We start from the raw sequence: 18,984 nt of genomic DNA, 5'->3' as shown, positions 1-18,984 counted from the left end.
AGCGTTTAAATGTCACCGCTTTTGCCTTTGTGTATCGACCATTCTTTGCGTAATACAGACAGACTCTCAAACGTTACTAAGATGGTTGCTATCAAGATAATGATATCCATAATGATCAGCAGCCAATTGCCATCAGTGAAGAAAGTTTTAAGCTGAATCAGTAGTGCAAATACCGTCATGACTAGCAAGAACGACAATGGCGCTAAAGTGTACCAAACTGGTTTGCCTTTACGTAACAAGATAACCGTTACGATCATTAGTGTTAACGCCGCCATTAGCTGGTTAGTCGTACCAAATAGTGGCCAGATAATCATACCACCAGCACCATCAATACCGCCCGCGCCGAATGCTAATAGCAAGCAGCTGCCGACAGCAAGCAATGTTGCGACCACGCTTTTATTGAGGACTGGCAGGTTATAAAACTCACCGAACTCTTGAAAAATATAGCGTTGCAGGCGTACACCAGTATCCATAGTGGTACCTGCAAACAAGGCAGCCATGACCGTAAGCATCGTCTGTGATAGTACCATGTCGATGCCAACACCCGCATTTAATATGGTCGCACCACCATCAATGAAGGCACCGATAGAACCGTCGCCAAATTTTTGATAGACCGCTTGCCAATCACCAAGGGTAGCAAAACCTGCGGTTGCTGCTAGAATTGCGCCGAGTGCCAGCATACCTTCACCTAGCGCACCAAAATAACCAACGAAACGCGCGTCTTCTTCTTTATCAATCTGCTTAGACGTCGTCCCTGTCGCAACCAATCCGTGAAATCCTGAGATTGCACCGCAAGCAATCGTCACAAACAGCAGCGGCATCAATGATGGCGTGCCAACTGGCAGTGCTGTGTTTATTGCTGGCGCGACAATATTTGGCGTGCCGATAAAGATAGCTGCGTACAATAAAATCAAACCGACAAATAACTGTAATCCATTAATATAATCGCGAGGTTGAAGCAGCATCCATACGGGCAACAACGAAGCAATCGCCGCATAGGCGAATAAAATAAGAATCCATACAGCGTTATCAGGTAAGCCCATCACGGTCTCAGGTAACACAATCGGGAACATAGGGCCAAGATAGATCAGCCCGTATAAAGCGCTTACCCCGAGAATAGATACCCAAACCAAATTCATCTTGTAGCGATAAATACATTGACCGATGATAAAGGCAACCACCAAGGCGCCCCAAACAGGCAATACAGCGGATGGCGTTTTGATCATCATATTAGCAATAGCAACACCAAACACCGCATTGACCATCAGTAGTAATAAGAAAATCACAACCATCATTAAACTGCGGACACGTGTGCCCATGACCGTACCTGCAATAGAGCCAATCGATTGACCTCTATTGCGCATACTTGCCCAAATGGCCGACATATCATGTACACCAGCCATAAAAATCGTACCGAGCACCACCCAAATGATGGCAGGTACCCAGCCCCAAATAACCGCAATTGCGGGACCAATAATCGGTGCAGCGCCTGCCACCGAGGTAAAATGGTGCCCCCATAGTACATATTTATTGGTAGGAACGTAATCGACCCCATCTTTCATCGTATGCGCTGGCGTGGGACGACTGTTATCCAATGCTAAAATTTTGGTAGCAATGAATTTTGAGTAAAACACGTAGCCACAAAGCATAGCAGCAACGCCGAATATCAGTACAATAGCACTATTCATCTTATCTCTCCCTAGACAAGTAGTAGGTAGTCTTATAAGTTCAAGCTTTTTAAATCAAAATATAAAAAATATGCTAAATTAGTGTGCAGCGAGTCATTCATATAACCTGACCCGTCACCGAATAAATTGTAAAAATCATGTGAAATGAGTATTAGCCAATAAATTTTTGCATTACACAATGATGGTGCGTCACTAAGTAGCATATAGCGTGGTGAGTCTTTGTTTCAAATTCTGGTTAAATGGTAACCGATTTCACGACAAATGTAACGCAAGTGAGACATGAAAAACAACAAATAAAGGAAGCACAATGGCACATTATTTTGGATTCGTACCTTCAGATAAATTAAAAGTATTAATCAGCGAGGCCGAACAAGTCGTTGCTTCAAATGAGCAAGTAGATTATTACCCTTACCGAGACGCGCTCACTCATCAGACAGCTCGTGATCTAACGGACAATTTGTTAGTCGGTTTGGTAGAGATTATTCCAAACCCTGAGCGCCAAGCCGCGATGCGTAAAATCGTCACCATGATAGAGCGCTCAACCGATACCCTGCTTAATATCTTACTTGGTAAAGAAAGTAACGAAGAAGTGCTGCCAAGCTTTCACTTTCTAAAAGATCAGGCAACTTTTATTGATAATGAAGGCGTAAAACGTATTGGCTTTAAATTGTCAGAAGCAGATGCTAGAACTATCGTTGAAGGCTTTGCTGCTATCACACCAGAGCACGTAGATAGAGCCAAGTTTAAAACAGCGCTCGAAACCATGAATGATGCGACATTAACCCACTTCGTCAGCCGCTACGCTGAAACGTTAAAATTAGGTATGATCAAACGCAAATCAGTGCCAGTTGCCAAATCTGCGATTGATAAAGGAATGAATATGGCGCTTAACAAGCTACTACCTGATCTACCAAATGACTCGCTCAATCGTTTGGCAAATTATTACCGTCCATTTATCATTGAAAAACCAGAGTAATTGCTAAATTTTGACCAAATGGTTATATAACATTGGGAAAACTTACCAAAACTTGTTAAAATACTTGGCATTTTTCACCAAAGGTGCGCCCGATGACCCAAATCAGCAATCAAGAAATCGAAAAAACATTACGTAACTCAGAGTGCCTGATCAGCAGCATTGAAGTTGCTGCCGCTTATGAGCGCTTGGCCGCTCAGCTTAACCTACACTACGCTGGTTTGAACCCAATTGTGATGGTTGTTATGAACGGTGGATTAATTCCCGCTGGTCAATTATTGACGCATCTGACATTCTATCATCGTATGCATTATATCCATGCGACACGCTATCGTGATAATGAAGGTACTAGCGATCTTGATTGGAAATTCAAGCCTGATGTGAGTATCGAAGGCGAGCATGTCTTGTTGATTGATGATATTTTTGACGAAGGCATCACTCTAAAAGCTGTTGTCGAAGAGCTAAATAAAGAAAAACCATTATCTCTCGAGTCTTGTGTGCTGCTAAACAAGCAGCATGACCGCAAAGTTGCCGATTTTGATGTTGATTTCGTCGGTATTAATGTCGCAGATCGTTATGTCTATGGCTGTGGTATGGACTTCCATGGTTACTTGCGTCACCTGCCAGGTATCTATGCTATCAAAGAAGATAAGGTTTAAGTCTTACCTCTAAGTGACTAACAATATCTAAGTTCAAAAAAAGCATCCAATTTGGATGCTTTTTTTATGCTCAGAATGATAATCATAAGTACTCAAACTGTAGAGACAAACCGGTATGTCTTTCGGTCGGTGTTTGGACAGCTTTCTCAAAAGCGTGTTTTGTACTGTATATGGTCACTTGTTTTTTGGCACGAGTCACCGCTGTATAAATAAGCTCCTTGCTTAATAATCTTGCATGACTATCATCAAACGTAATTGCGACATGATCAAATTCAGATCCCTGCGACTTATGAATCGTCATAGCGTACGCAGTAGCAACTACCTCCTCGTTGAGTAGATTGACCGCAACCCCTTGCGTCTTATTTTCAAAAAACACTTCCAATCGACTTCTGTCATCTGATGTCTGTAAGCAAAAACCAATATCACCATTAAATAACCCCAATTCATAGTTATTCTGCAAAATCATAATAGGGCGACCGTGGAACCATGCGTTTTGACCCAGCGGGAGCTTTAGTTCAGTGAGATGCCATTGGGTGAGATAATTATTAATGTAATGATCGCCCCACTCACCATTGTGACCAGCGGTTAATACTCTGAACTCACTAAATATTTCCATCAATGATGCAATAGTGCTTTTTATTGATTCTGGCATAGATTTTTCTACTGGATTTCTTATCAAATTTTTAACTCTTTTCATATATGGTCGATAATTTTGGGAGATTTTTGGGATATTTTTTTTATTGCTTAGGCTATTTTTTATCTGATTGCTTGGTACAGAGTCTACTTGCAACGTATTAACGTATTGGAAACTCAAGGCATCGTCTTGCCTTAATAATTGCCAAATAGTTTGAAGATTTATCTCTGCTCTATTGATTTGGGTAGCCAGCTTGCCAATACCTGAGTCCGCGCCAAATCGGCGACTCTCAGTCAGCTCTGCATGAATGGATTGTAGCAATGGTATACGGCATAAATCCGCCAATACCGCCCCTGCATCGACTGCTGCCAACTGGTTAGCATCACCTAACAGTATGAGCCTTGCTCCTGGTTTCACTGCACTCACCAAGTAATTAGCCAACTCAACCCCTAGCATCGACGCTTCATCAACAATGATAATATCTTCGCCAAGTGGATTATCGCCATTGTAACGAGGTCTGCCCGTCCGCCCAATACCTAGCAAACGGTGAATGGTTTTGGCTTCTTGCAGCTGCAAATCAATGCCCGCTGTATCCAAAGCAGCCTGTAAAGACTCTTGCATACGCTGTGCAGCCTTACCAGTAGGTGCGGCTAGTGCTAGACTCGCACTAGCCGTACTAAATCTAATATTTTCAGAACCCTTCACTCCACTCTCTGTCGCTTGTTGCAGTGCAATAACTAACTGAGCAACGGTGTATGTTTTACCTGTCCCTGGACCACCGGTAATGATACTAAACGCGTTGTTATTAGCGACATTAATTGCCTTTATCTGATTTTCGTGAAGACTTTCAGGTATTGTTATTGGTAAAGGATTTACTTTTTGATTCAAGATATTGTTAATATTTTTTGCCAAATTAAATTCGGCCTGCCATGCGCGATGTAGCCAAAAAGTAATAGATTCTTTTGAATTTTGGCTGTTAGTTATGTCGTAAATGATAGGTTGGTTATTATTGCTTAAGCTATTTTCTTCATTGTTACTATTAGTGTTAGCCTTAACCTCAGCAAACAAAGCATGCTTATTAACTAGATTCATGAAAAAAGTAAAATCGGTATTTTTTAGTAGCTGAAATACCTTGGCAATTGTATCAAAACGCTTGGTTAGCATGTCCTTTTCATGATTACTCAGCGCCAACTGTATCCATAGCTGATCCCGCTTATCAAATAATGTGCTTAGCAATACAAATATCGACGTTTCGGCGGTAGATTGATCTTCTGGTTGAGTATTTGATTTGGTATCTATGAGCGCAAAGATTGGCATTGCTAGCATCTCTAATAACTGTTGCTGCCAAGTGTATAATGTGACCGACTCATTATTGATTTCACCTTGCAATACCTCTTCATTCTCAGAAGACTCAATGGTCAGTACGGTATGGCCCTCTTCCAAATGCGTCGCTAACATCATGAACAATGCGTTAAATAAATAATTGTCTTCTTTCTTATCGGCTTGTTTGCTCTCATTATTCGCTTTTGCATACGTTGCGTCGTACGCTATACGCGTTTGCTCACGGCGTAGCAAAATATAATCACTGATATTACTGGCCCAGCTTTCTTGCAATCCAATTACTGCACTGCTTTTATTATTATTGCTCATGATATATTTATCTCTGTTTTGACCTGTTTGATCTTTTTAGAATCTTTGATTAATAATATTTGCTATATAAGCTTACTAATCAGGTACACCAAATAGCGCATCTAAACCTTTGATAAAATCGATTGGTATATCCCACGTCACAAGTCCATAACGGCCGTTGTATGGTGATTCGCTCGTTTTAATAGCCTCTTGTGATACGGTAGCAGTTGCTTGAGCGTCGGGGCTGTATACCCCTCTTAGAAAGACATATTCTACCGCCCCTAAATACTTAGCCTCATTGCCTACATAATCAGCAATTCTCATCGAAAGGAATCGATGCAATGCTACTTGGTAAATTGCTGCCTGTAGCCAATACCCTGCTTTGGACATGGCTTTTTTAAGTGTAGTTTCATTATAATTGCTTAGGCTATTTCCTAAAAAATTACTCTTATAATCGACCACATAGTACTTGCCAGCATACTCATAAACCAAATCAATCTCACCACGCAAGTAACGATACAAGTGCGTTCTATTTTGCGGTACAAGATTGACATGCTTGTCTGTCTCATCAGGTAGATACTGTTGAAATAACTGACTGATATCCTCTGCTTTAAAGCGCTCTGACAATCCCATATTGAATTCTAATTCAGCAAAGCGTTGCTCTTCGTTGAGAGAATAAAGTGGCTGATTGGACGCTAGCAGCGGAGTACGCAGCACCTCTTCAATCCAAGTAATCAACGCCTCATGCTTTGTCGTATCTATTGCATCAGCGTTAAATGAGACAGAACTCTCTTCTCGGTTGCCTTGTGCTCTACGGTTCTGATATTCAGCACTGCTATACACCAGCGGTAATTGATAACTACTTACCGCTCTATCGATCACCCCAGACCACTGGGATTTATTAGTGAAATCGATTTTTTCAAATATCTCATGTAAAAACGTACCTGCATTAGCACCTTTTACAAAGGTAAAGCGAATATCCTCTTCTGACTTGAGACTTATCTCATCAATTTTTTCGAGAGACGTATTACTATCAAGGCTACTATTAGGATAAGACTCAACTGATACTGCGATGTCTGCCATATCAATGTCTATCGCATCATCAATACGCTCATCAACAACAGCCATCGCTTGCGTTGATTCGTCTAGCTGACGAGCCAAAGCCGTAAAGCTGGTCTTAGCCCAACCATAAAAATAACTCGTTTTCATGACCTCAGCAAAAGGAACATACTCAATCACTTGTGTCGTGGGCTCTATGGTAAGTTTGGTATCTGTTGATGTTACTGTCTTAGTATAGTGACTATTATAGAACTCATTAATATTATGCCCTCTAAGCATACCTATCGTGCCTTTTAGCCTATCAGGTAATTCAAACTTTGCGTCTACAGAGTCAAACCAATAAAATACTGGCCTTAATTCAGGATTTGTATTCTTCTTAGGATCTCGCAACACCACATAAAGTTGTTCGCTAGCCCGCGTAAATGCCACATATCCAAGACGGCGTAGCTCATCAAAACCTTCTTTTGTTTCGATATCAGTATAATAGTCCTCTACCGTAGCAGAGCCTTGCAATGGTGAGAAGCGGCGCTGATTACCTATAAATTGATCCTCTGCTGATTGCTGCACTAACGCTGAAGGCGCTTGCTGGACGTTATATAAATATAGACCATACTTCTCATTATTACCTGATTTCATACTGGCATCTTCCATACCCAGTACATAGACGATGGGGAACTCAAGTCCTTTTGACTTATGAATGGTCATGAGCTGCACGCCAGACTCTGTGGGTAGCGGATACTGCTTGGCCCAATCGCTGTTGGGTGCAGCCTCTATGTGCTGCCTAAACCAAGCTAACAGCTCATGCTCACCCATGCCTAGGCCATACTGTGCCAACACGTCCATCACATGACGTAAATCCATGATATGTCGATCACCTTCTGGATGAGCGGCCAGTGCTTGCCAAACGCCTTGTGACTGTATGGGGCTTTTATCCAATAAATAGTGTAGCGCCGACAAAACACCAAAATGCTGCCAACGCTGTGCGCCTTCTTTTAGATAGGTGATAAAATCTTGATAGCTCTTTTTATGTTCTCTATTTTGAACATCGCTACTATTTGGATTGATACTATTAAGTCTGTCGTCACTCTCAGCCACACCTGATTCATGATCCGTCATCATGGCTTTGATATCTTTGATACTCAGTCCATATAAATGACTGGTCAATACCCGATTAATCATGTCATGACGATACGGGTATAGCATGGCACTAAGTAGCGCTGCGACATCCTCTGCCATAATCGTTTCAAAGATGCTGACGTCACTGGTGGTCAAGGTGGGTACGCCCAGTTTGACCAGCTCGTCTTCAACCTGCTTTAAGTCTTTTTTGGTACGTGCCAGCACCCCAATATCACTGGGCTGAATCGGCTGATCGTTTAGTGTCTGACCACTACTGAGCAAAACAGCAATATGACGGGCAGTGATTTCATACTCATCATAGTCAAGCTCTGCCTCTTTACTATTAGGCAGGTGCAATACACTCACTGGCTGAGCAGAGAGAACGTCTGTCACCAAGCTACTATCTTTTGCGCCTGAACCCTTAAACCAAGACAATTTACTCTGCTCTTTTGCGGCTTTGCTGTGCTGATAATAAATACCAGTCCCCAGCTGCGCCAGCTTGTTTTCAGCAGTTGTTGCTGTAGGTATACCAAACCAGCAGTTAAGCGCATTAATCAAGCTAAGGGTGGAGCGCCGGTTAGTATTGAGCGTCCAAATGGTACTTTTGTCAAACTGCGCTTTCATATAATTATAGTTGGTCACATCCCCACCACGAAACCCGTAGATCGCCTGCTTTGGGTCACCAACCAGCAATAGAAACTCATGGTTGGACTTTTTGGTGGTGGATTGCTTGTCATTATCTGACTGTTTGCGTTTACTCTTTGGCAAATAGATACTTTCAATCATAATGGCCTGCTCGCCATTGATATCTTGCGACTCATCAATTAAGGCAATTGGATAATGGTGACGAATATAACGCGCCAGCTTATCGCCTTGCCGACCCGTTAGTGCTTGGTTTAAGCGTACCATTTGCAAACTAAAGGTCGTCTCCCCTCGCTCCTCTAAGATAACGGGCAGTCTGTTACGTACGGCAAGCACGATATGACGATTTAGGTTGGCTAGAACCAATAAAATATGCTGATTTAACCCTTCGATCATATCTAAGAGCGACATTAACTTACTAATGGTCTCTAACTCAAAAAGGGTCTGATGCTCTTTTTCTCTATCTTTATTGAAATTCTTAATTTTGCCGTCTTCATTTGGATATCTAGCGTCCTGCAACGACGTTAAGATCTTATTTTCACGTTCATTCAAATAGCTATTAAATGTCAGCTGATATTGCGCTACCTTTTGATGGACGTCAACAATAGCATCGAACTGTCTAAATAAATTGGAACGCCCATTAAACCCTTGAGATTTCCTATAATCAGGATTTAGATAGGGCTGAATGTCTGCCAAATCTAACTGGGCAAACTTATGAATCAGCTTTTCATACGCATCAAAATCAAAACCTTTATCTAGTTTTATCTCATCAATCGGCGCAGAAATAAAATTCAGTGAACGAGAAACGAATTTTTTATGATCACCTACTGCTGTCAGCTTACCTTGCTGATCCATAAGCGCATACAGTTTGGGCTGCTCATGATACAAACGACTTTGAAACTGACGCAGCTCATCGTGAATGATACTATCGGTGATCTGCTCGATACTGCTGTCTTCAATGATTGCCATACCTTGCTGATGACCGGTTTCACTACTGTATTCCTTCAGCCACTTTTGCGCCAAGCTATCGAGCGTCCCGACAAACAGCTTATCCAATGTCGTTAATACTAATGCGGTACGCCGGATCGCCTCCGCCATAGGATAGCTATACACATGATCTAATAGATAACCGACTAAATGTAGGTTAATGGGATCGTCCATAATAGCGTTTAAGTGTGCATGTTTGGCTTGCTCTTTTAACCAATCTTCACGCGCTTTTTTTACTTGCGCGCGCTTTTCTCGAGCCACCTGCTGAGCATGTTTATGGTCATGGTCAATATCTTGATTAAACTCATCAGCCTCTGTTTTAGCATTTGATTCGTTACTTGAGTCGTTGCTTGTTGGCTTATCCTTGTTATTCTTGTTATCGCCACTATCAGGCAGTACCTGCAATAGGTTGGGATATAAGTTGTCTTTATTATTGGTATCTGCACTCAGATTATTGACCCATTGTAATAGCTGATAGAACTCTACCAGACGGTCGTGGATGCGCTGACGCATTTCGGCGGCGGCGGCTCGAGTAAAGGTGGTGGCAATGATTTGCTCTGGCGCACGTCGCGCTTCAATCAGGAGACGCAACACAATGCCAGTCAGCGTCCAAGTTTTGCCCGTACCTGCTGAGGCTTCGATAAGATGCCTTCCCGTTAATGCAACCGCAACCGCCGGTGTTATTTCTTCTTTTTCCTCAACTATAGCCCCTGAGTCACCCGAAACATCTGGATGATCGTCAGATAAATTTGGTTGTACAGTAGGTTCGATAATGTCGGTTGTGTCAGTAAAATCTGTCATATAAGCGCATACTTTTAATTATTATCTATAAAATCTAGAGGATAAAAAGAAAACTAAAAACAACTGCTATAGCTAATTGTCTAACCCATCTAATGCGATAAACATCGGCCTATACAGTGGTTGCGCCAAGGTGGTCAACGCTGCTGATAAGGCTCTAAAGGCATCTTGGTCACGCAGTACATATTGCCAGATGGCATGCTGAGAGCAAGTATCGTATATCGTGTCTGAGTTATAATTAGGTCTTAGCCAATCTGAGAAGTCTGCCCGTTTTGGCCAATAATTGCTATTTTCATTATCATCTTCTTGCGATTTTGAGCACTTAGCCAGATAATTGAGCGCATACTCAGGCAGTAATGTGATGGGTGTTTGACCCGATAGATTGCCAAAAATCGCCCACTTTATTAGTTCCAGTACCGCATCTTCATAGACGATTGGGCTTAGTTTAAATGCGATGACATTTTTGTAGGCATCTACTTTTGAGCTGGATTTATTAAAGCGCCAGATACTCACGCCATCATTTGCTGCCACTTGCTCAGCCGTGGTGCATCTGGCTACTTGCCAGTATAGATGGGACAACCAAAACTTAAGGAGATGTTTTGGACTGGCAGAATTAGGCAGTATATTTAACCATTGCTTAGGTGATTGCTCGGCATAGGTCATGCCTGCCTGAATATGAGCGTTTTTATCATCGTTATCTGATGATACTGATATTGGTGATAGCCTTGGCGTCAAAAGCGGCACTAGGCCTTTTATTTTGATAGATTTTGGCAGTAATGTAAGCCATGCGTCTGTGTCTATTTGACTGTTTGCGTCGTTATTTACACGATTAAGTATAGCTGCCAGCTCTATCTGAATGGGGTGCTCTGCGGTGGGTGTCAGTAAATGCAAAGCTGTCATATCCTCTGTTCTACTTATATTAGGTACGACACATTCACCAAAACCATTAGTAATCAACTGCTCTTCAAACTCTAAACACTGCTGCTGTAATTGTTGTTGTTGATTGGGTAACGTGGTTTGGCGCGCTACCCCTGCTGGTATGATTTTCTGATACATCAACGTTGAGCTATCTTGCTGAGTCATATTGTCAGTACGCTTATCGGCGGCCAGCCCTTTAATCAAATGATCTTTAATCTGATAAGTTGTCAGGTGATCCAAAAACAATGGCTCTTGATGCGCCATCGCTTCCTCACCTTGTACCACATGCACTTTTTGAGACCGTAAAAACGCTTTGGCAGGATGGCGCACTTGATACACCAGCATACCCTCAATATCTATCTCGCCAATATTAAATACGGTATCACGCACCATTCGGGTGAGCACCTGAGTCCTATCGCTCATATCATTAGCAGCAGTAGAAGTATCGAGTCCCAGCATATTGGCTAATGTAGACACGATTTGATGATTTATGTTCCCCATTCCACCCAAGCGATGACCCAGCATTTGAGCAATGGCTTCGTACTGTGTTTTTGTGGGTAAGCCAATCAGTTGTGGATGCTCGCTAGATCTTCTTTTCTGTAGTGTCTCAAACACAGCCTGCCATAGCGGGGCTGGAGGAAATTGTTTTTTCTGAGCCAGTTTGGTTTTGCGCATGGCTTTATTTAGCAACCTATCTAGCTCATCGTCTACAGCAGTATCAAGTTTACTATCGCTAACATCATCAGACGTATCAGCCTTTTGCTCAGAAGCTCCTTCAATATCTGCTTCAAACAAGCTTTTGTGAAAAGGTAGTGCTGGATGCTCAGTGACCAGCCATTGCTTGATGAGCTTTGGTAAATAACGCTTAAGGCTTTCTGCCGTTGAATCAATACTTTCAGGCAAAGTATCAAGCGAGTTAACCTGCCACTGCACCTCACCTTGTAAGAACTGTAGCAGCTCACTCACAGGATTCGCTGGTAGATGCTCGTGAGTGTCAGTCAAGCTTTGACCATTGTAGAATATCCAGCATGCACTACGCGCACATAGTAGCGCATCCAAAAATGCCCCATTATCATCATCCTCACTGACTCTATCACCGCGCCGTGAATTGGTCGCTTTCATCAAATCATATCGGTTGTCACGGTCTCGCCCTGGGAACTCAGAGAGATCCATATTGAGCATGACCACCAGCTCAAAAGGGACGTTCCGTAGTGCACCAAATCGACCAAAAGTAATCACACCAGTCGGCTCAGCACTGACTTGCTGGCTTTCAAGCTCAGCTTCGATACTGTCTAGCATAAAGCTCAGCTTTAGCGGTAATTGCTCTACCCCTGCCAGCCTTTGCTCCACCTCTACCCTACTGCTATCACCACTAGCACCACTAGAATACTGTCTATAATGACGATTGGCACGTAAGCTCGATTTAAAGCCATTCATCGCATTATAGATAGCGCGCATCGTACGCGTTTGATCGACATCGCCAAAGTATCGATGAATCACTTGGGTCTCAATCTGATCTAGCCAATCTTCCGCTTTCATTTTTTGTGTATGGTCATCACGCCTTGCCACCAAGCCAGTATAAATACGGCAAAGCGCTTCTACAATCATGGCGTCATTTAGACTCACTTGCGCGAGTGGTAAGCTCATCTCAGGTACAGCCGTACTTGGCCATTCACCTTCATGCAAAGGGTATAAACAATCACTCAGACCCGCCTCTGGCATAATTAATCCCAAAGTCAATCTGTCTAACGCTTGTGCGAAGCTAAAGCGATAATCATAGTCATTGACGTCTAGGGTCTGCTTTAGATGCAGCTCATCAAACCCGCGGATAAAACCAGCTTCCACCAACAAATCACAACCACGGCTCATTTGCTCATGGGTCAACCCAAAACTCTCAAATAAGGGTGGCAGCATCAGCCAATCTAAAACCTCAGCCGCTTCAAAACGAGCGCTATGACTGCCAAGCAGCTTATAAAACCCAATAATCGCTTCCCATAACTGGCGAATATCAGCATCGACAACACCAGTCACCTTCGCAGGCAAGGTCAGGCCATCTTGTCCCCTGCCATTGACGAAAATAGAGCTAATTAGCGCATGATGACGCTCAACATCAGGTAGCAACACCACAATGTCTGATATATGGCGCTTTTTCTCACCAGCTTTGATGGGCTCATTGAGCCAGCGTCCAATCATAATGCGCAGTACTTCAAGTTGGCGCTGTAAATTATGACAAGAATGAATGCTTAGGCTATTATCTTGAGAAGAGATAGCCCAAAAACGGTCTTTTTCAAAGCGCTTATTCTCTAGTACCTCATCGTCGTACCATGACGTTTCTTGCTCAAAATCCAATGCTATTTGGTTGCTGACGGCCTCTGAGACTTTTGCAGCTGTCGCTTGTTGGGTTGATTGCTCGTCAAGCATCAACACATCGTTTTGCAAACGGCGCAATAAACTTGGGCCGTTTTCTGCTGCTTGCAACCTATCATCGTCATCACTGTTACTGGCACTGCCATCGATGACGCTACCAGTTTCATCATCAAACCTATCACTAAAGTTATCTTGCCACTCCACCAGCGCCTCTTGGTATTGCTCATTACCTGACAAATTGGCCAACATAGCAAAAGTATCACGAGACTGTTTGCCTAAACGCGACAGTAAACTGTGCCCGTAATCACGTAAAAACACGCTTTGGGGATTAATAATCTGCTGACGCTGTAGCCACGCTTTATCAACAATATCTGCCCAAAATAACTTTGAGGGATTGTAGTGTAGTAACGTGATGTCCATATATTTTGACAAGCGCTGCAAAAAATCAAGCTCAGTCTGTGGCAATTGCTGAATGGTAAAAATACGCAGCACTGTCGGTAGCTGCTCACGTTCATTTGCTTTGTTATCTTTTAGGGCTGACCAAAAAGTATTCTCAATGGCCACACGGTGCTGATGTACATCCGCAAATAAATGCGACCACAAAAAGCGCTGCGCAATCTCAAGCTCTACATAGTGCGCCACTAGCCACTCAGGCGTACCGCGCGCATACTGATCAAACCGTAGTGAGAGTGCATCTTTATCTGCGATTAGCTTGTCTACATCAAGTGGCTTGTTATCCGACCATAGCGCCAGCCAATCCTCACGATGAGTCAAATAACGGTTAAACACCCTTGCCAAGTCACTTGCCAGCTGCCAAATGCGCGCGTCTTGTTGCGCCTTATCTTGCTTGACTCCTTCTTGTGGCTTGTCAATCAAAGATGCCAACAATGGGTTCACAGGATGCGTGTCATCATTGACGATCAACGCTTGATAGTAAGTTAGGTATCCGAACAATCGCCACTGCATCACCGTGGGTGAAAGTACCGCAACTTCAGGTACATTCAAGGTTGCTGCTTCAGGATTAACCTCTAACAAATAGGCATTATGGCGAGTTAGCACATCCTGCATGAGTGTCCACTGATACTGACCCCAAAATTTGGTACGCACCAATGTACTGATGCCAGCACGGCCAGCAATGGTTTTATCCAACCAGTCGCCCAATACCATTGACGGTACAATAACAATAAAAGGTTCAAAAATGTTCTGACTCTTTGACTGATATTGCACCAGTAGTTGGTCAACGAGATTTTCGGTACGATGTGACTGAATGATAGTAAACATAGACAATAATCTGATTAGAATAAGCGTAAGCGCTGAGGGCTACTGTTGGTTACAGCTAACCTGTCAATCACTACGCTTGTAATAAAAGTGCCACAGAAAGTAGCAATGAAGCCCGAATTGATACTCATCAATACATCTTTGGCAGTCGTCACTGTAATGCATTTCTGCTAGCATTATATGATGTACAATACGCTTTCATAAGCCACGTATATGCTCTGTCAGTGTGCCACTGATGTTCGATGTTTACCAGTATAGATATCAGCATTATACTATCTTGCGACATCTAATGTCGTTTTGTGGCACTGCTTATAATTATGATAATAAAATATACATTGCCGCTCTTTTAAGTTATTTTCTATACCTTATCTAGACCTAATATCCATTATCACGAGATGATTTAACATTATGCCTTTGCGTCCTATTGATGCCGTCTTTGTTCATCCGAAACAACGTTTATACGTTGTTTACTATCGTGGTGAGCTATGGCAATTACCGCGTATGAAAATCGATGATAAATCATGGCAAAACAGACGTCCTTATACTGACGATAGTAGCTCCCTTTATCTGAGCATTCACCAAGCCATCAGCGATCCTGTGTTGGCACAAAAATTACGTACATTAGATTTGCCTGTTGCAGTGCGTGGTAGCACCTTATCGCGTTTTGAAGCGTGGTGGGAGGCGCATGGGTTTAAATGGCTAAAAGACAAGCTTATGATCGGTCAGTCGCCATTGGCTGCACATCAAGCAATAGCTTATACAAAAGCGATTGATAGCCAGCCTGCATCGCCCGGTAATAACCGTACTGAGAATAAAACCCCAGCGTCTATGCCTTCTTTTGTGAATACAGATGTGTTTGCAGAGATGTTGACAGAGTTAACCAATGAAGTACTCGATCAAAAGCTTTGACTCAAGCCATATATCACCTATAGTGTCTTATGTAAATTTTGAACTGAATCCATTAATAAAAGAGCGGTAATATATGAAAGACTACAAGCTGCTACTGGCTGGGCTAATTTTATTGCTGCTAGCAATTTTTATCGCTCTGATTGCATGGTTGTGGACCCACAATCGTAAAAGTATAGATCCGCTACCTATCATGGCAAGTGAGAATGAATCTGCCGCTGCCAAAGGCGATAAGACTGCCAAAGCTGTGCCTGATAGCATCCTGTATGTCCGTGCAGCAAAAAGCCTGCAAGTGCCATTGGACGATATCATTGTCAGTTTTGAATCTCGTTATCCTCATATTCAAGTGTTAGCAAGCTATGTGCCACCAAACACACTTTTAACCTTATCAGATAATGATATCAATGCTAACAACGACAGCGACGCCGCTTTTAGTACAGACGTCATTATCGCAAATGATAGGCTATCGGCAGAACGTCTCGCGCAACTACAAGCAAAGCTGACAGCGTCTCAACACCAAGATAACCAGAGTAAGGTAAACGCCAATACAGTTATTACAGAGGATGAAACCAATAGCGAAAATACTGATAGTGAAAATGCTAATAGTGAACAGGCAACTGCCGAGAACGATAATAAAGAGGCACGTACACTAACCTCCTTTAATTATGCCTTGAAGGATAAGCAAGAACTCGAAGGCGTTATTTTGACAGACCGTATGGTTGCCGTTAGTTTTCGCAACTTCTTACTCTCAAGTACGGGCCAAGGTATTTTAGAGAAATACGATTATTATAATATTAATGGTTATGAGAATAGCGTAAACGACTTATTTCAACCAACATCACGGGCAAAAAAAGCATCAGGCGATAATCCAGTAGATGTCGCTGATGCTCTTAGCAATGGAGATAAATGACAAATTGCCTCAATTTGTCTTTTGTTGATTGCTTTTATGACTGCTTTTTCCTACAATGGCACTCCATAATGCGCCTATAGCTCAACAGGATAGAGCAGTTGCCTCCTAAGCGATCGATCGGGGTTCGAGTCCCTGTGGGCGCACCAATCATGGTATTTTTAGCTTATTTTAAAGCCCCACAACCTTTTGGTTATGGGGCTTTTTTATTTCTTATCGCATCATAACATTGCATAAATTACGATGTATTTTCGTACAGCACATCGTCAAAACATAAAATATCCGGCATCGCTTATTAACCTAATCAGCTCATGCTTTTAGGATGTCCAAACTTATTGAAAGCATGAGAATGATTCTCCATCTTCAAAATAAAAAAAGCCTTTCAAGCTTTATACTTAATAGCTTGAAAGGCTTTTTCGATCACATATTTTTATCTGGGTAATAGGGTTAATATTGTGGTTTGCCTAAAGCCACTCTTACTCTATATTCAACATCGATTTCGCCACAGCTTCGGCTACTTTAATGCCATCAATCCCTGCTGACAATATGCCACCTGCGTAGCCTGCGCCTTCGCCAGCTGGGAATAAGCCTTTGGTATTAATGCTTTGAAAGTCTTTATTGCGTTTAATACTTATTGGTGACGATGTTCTGGTTTCTACGCCAGTTAGCAAACCGTCATCAGATGAAAATCCTTGTATTTTTTTATTGAATGCTGGAATGGCCTCCCGTATGGCATCTACGGCAAAGTCTGGTAGTGCTTTGCTTAAGTCGGTTAAGGTAATGCCCGGTGTGTAGGAGGGTTTTACATCGCCTAATTCTGAATTTGGTTTACCTTTTAAGAAATCGCCAATGGTTTGCGCTGGTGCACTGTAGTCTTTGCCACCTAATTCAAACGCTAAAGTCTCTAGTTGTCTTTGTAAGTCGATACCAGCAAGAGGGTGATTTGGGTAATCTCGCTCTGGGTCGATGCCTACAACAATAGCACTGTTGGCGTTGCGCTCATTCCTTGAATATTGGCTCATGCCGTTAGTGACTACACGGCCCTCTTCTGATGCTGCGGCAACAACGGTTCCGCCTGGACACATACAGAAGCTATAAACAGAACGACCGTTTTTGCAGTGATGAACCAATTTATAATCCGCAGCGCCAAGTATTTCGTTTCCAGCATTGTCGCCAAAGCGTGCTTTATCTATGGTTGACTGCTTGTGTTCAATCCTAAAGCCAATTGAGAAAGGTTTTGCTTCAACATACACGCCTTTATCATGGATCATCTCAAAAGTGTCTCGGGCACTATGACCAACAGCAAGAATAACATGGTTAGTTTTTAAGGTTTCGCCATTATTAAGCGTTACGCCAGTTATTTTTGAGTCAGTTATATGCAAGTCGTCTACGCGAGTAGCAAAACGGATTTCACCGCCAAGCTCTATGATCTGGGCACGCATTTTTTCTACCATGCTGACTAACTTATAAGTGCCTATGTGCGGTTTACTAACAAATAAAATCTCCTCTGGTGCGCCAGCTTTTACAAATTCTGTCATTACTTTACGGCCATAATGATTTGGATCTTTCACTTGGCTATATAATTTACCGTCGGAGAAGGTACCCGCGCCGCCTTCACCGAATTGTACGTTTGATTCTGTGTTTAATTTACGCTGACGCCAAAAGCCAAAGGTGTCTTTAGTGCGCTGTCTTACTTCATTACCACGTTCAATGATAATAGGTTTAAAACCCATTTGAGCAAGGGTGAGTCCTGCTAATAAGCCACAGGGTCCAAAACCAATAACCACAGGGCGCTCAGTTAAGTTCTCTGGTGCTTCACCTACATACTTGTAGCTGGTATCTGGCGTTGGTTTAACATGGTTGTCTGACTCAAATTGAACCAGTAAATCCTTGGCCAAATCTGAGTCGGTCAGTATGATGTCTAGCGTATAAATTAATTGGATATTTCTTTTATTACGAGCATCATAACCACGTTTAAACATCACAAATGACGCCATTTGCTCAGCAGAAATTTTAAGTTTTGTCGTTATAGCAGTCGTTAGATCTTCAGGTGCATGATTTAATGGCAATTTAATTTCAGTTAAACGTATCATTGGTTACTCATAAACTCGTGTAGAAAACAGTCTCGCATTTTACTGGTACTGATACAAATAAGCGAATAAATATTTTGCTTACGCAGTCTGATGGTAAAGGTCAGGCCACACTTATTTTAATTCTAGTCCCACTACGAGCACAGCTCTTGTCTTGCGTCGCTGCAAAGCAGTCCTTTGCTGATCGCCCCTCATTATAATTAAGCTAGATATGCCCAATGATATCGTTAATCGCTATAAACCTTGTTTTGTAGTTTTGGTGATATAAGAGATAAAATCTTGAGTGCAGAGTCATCGCTAGCCGCTGATATAGTGAAACCATTATAAAAATGG

Annotated in this window: 9 protein-coding genes and 1 tRNA gene; 5 read left to right on the top strand and 5 right to left on the bottom strand. The window is 42.5% G+C overall.

Features of this window, described 5'->3' with window-relative positions:
* Nucleotides 1–5 precede the first annotated feature (5 nt).
* A complete protein-coding gene (locus tag AS194_RS07200; protein WP_058024835.1) occupies nt 6–1,688 on the bottom strand; it encodes a carbon starvation protein A in 1,683 nt (560 codons plus the stop codon).
* 307 nt (nt 1,689–1,995) lie between these two features.
* On the opposite strand from AS194_RS07200, the gene AS194_RS07195 reads away from it, so the two are divergent.
* Nucleotides 1,996–2,664: a hypothetical protein gene (locus AS194_RS07195; RefSeq protein ID WP_058024834.1), complete on the top strand. Its 669-nt coding sequence runs from the start codon at nt 1,996–1,998 to the stop codon at nt 2,662–2,664.
* Nucleotides 2,665–2,756: 92 nt separating this feature from the next.
* Entirely contained in the window at nt 2,757–3,320 is a 564-nt protein-coding gene (locus tag AS194_RS07190) for a hypoxanthine-guanine phosphoribosyltransferase (protein WP_058024833.1), read from the top strand.
* A gap of 82 nt (nt 3,321–3,402) precedes the next feature.
* Here the strand turns inward: AS194_RS07190 and recD are convergent, their stop codons facing one another.
* The 3 genes from recD to AS194_RS07175 all read right to left on the bottom strand — a co-directional run bounded on the left by recD (nt 3,403) and on the right by AS194_RS07175 (nt 14,751).
* Nucleotides 3,403–5,607, bottom strand: coding sequence for an exodeoxyribonuclease V subunit alpha (recD, locus tag AS194_RS07185; protein WP_058024832.1), 2,205 nt, complete (start codon nt 5,605–5,607; stop codon nt 3,403–3,405).
* A gap of 72 nt (nt 5,608–5,679) precedes the next feature.
* Nucleotides 5,680–10,188: a UvrD-helicase domain-containing protein gene (locus AS194_RS07180; RefSeq protein ID WP_058024831.1), complete on the bottom strand. Its 4,509-nt coding sequence runs from the start codon at nt 10,186–10,188 to the stop codon at nt 5,680–5,682.
* Nucleotides 10,189–10,260: 72 nt separating this feature from the next.
* Nucleotides 10,261–14,751 (bottom strand): exodeoxyribonuclease V subunit gamma, encoded by a 4,491-nt coding sequence (locus AS194_RS07175; protein WP_058024830.1) that lies wholly within the window; start codon nt 14,749–14,751, stop codon nt 10,261–10,263.
* A 405-nt stretch (nt 14,752–15,156) separates the two neighbouring features.
* Here AS194_RS07175 and AS194_RS07170 point away from each other — a divergent pair, with 405 nt between their 5' ends.
* The 3 genes from AS194_RS07170 (at nt 15,157) to AS194_RS07160 (ending at nt 16,710) form a co-directional block, all read left to right on the top strand.
* Nucleotides 15,157–15,657, top strand: coding sequence for a hypothetical protein (locus AS194_RS07170; protein ID WP_058024829.1), 501 nt, complete (start codon nt 15,157–15,159; stop codon nt 15,655–15,657).
* Between the two features lie 73 nt (nt 15,658–15,730).
* Nucleotides 15,731–16,564: a hypothetical protein gene (locus tag AS194_RS07165; protein WP_058024828.1), complete on the top strand. Its 834-nt coding sequence runs from the start codon at nt 15,731–15,733 to the stop codon at nt 16,562–16,564.
* Between the two features lie 70 nt (nt 16,565–16,634).
* Nucleotides 16,635–16,710, top strand: a tRNA-Arg gene (locus tag AS194_RS07160).
* A 327-nt stretch (nt 16,711–17,037) separates the two neighbouring features.
* Here AS194_RS07160 and AS194_RS07155 read toward each other — a convergent pair.
* Nucleotides 17,038–18,654, bottom strand: coding sequence for an NAD(P)/FAD-dependent oxidoreductase (locus AS194_RS07155; protein ID WP_058024827.1), 1,617 nt, complete (start codon nt 18,652–18,654; stop codon nt 17,038–17,040).
* Nucleotides 18,655–18,984: the final 330 nt, after the last annotated feature.

The sequence above is a fragment of the Psychrobacter piscatorii genome (genome assembly GCF_001444505.1).
Classification (GTDB): domain Bacteria; phylum Pseudomonadota; class Gammaproteobacteria; order Pseudomonadales; family Moraxellaceae; genus Psychrobacter; species Psychrobacter piscatorii_B.
The sequence above is the reverse complement of the archived record's forward strand: the minus strand, read 5'-3'. Positions and strand labels throughout refer to the sequence as shown.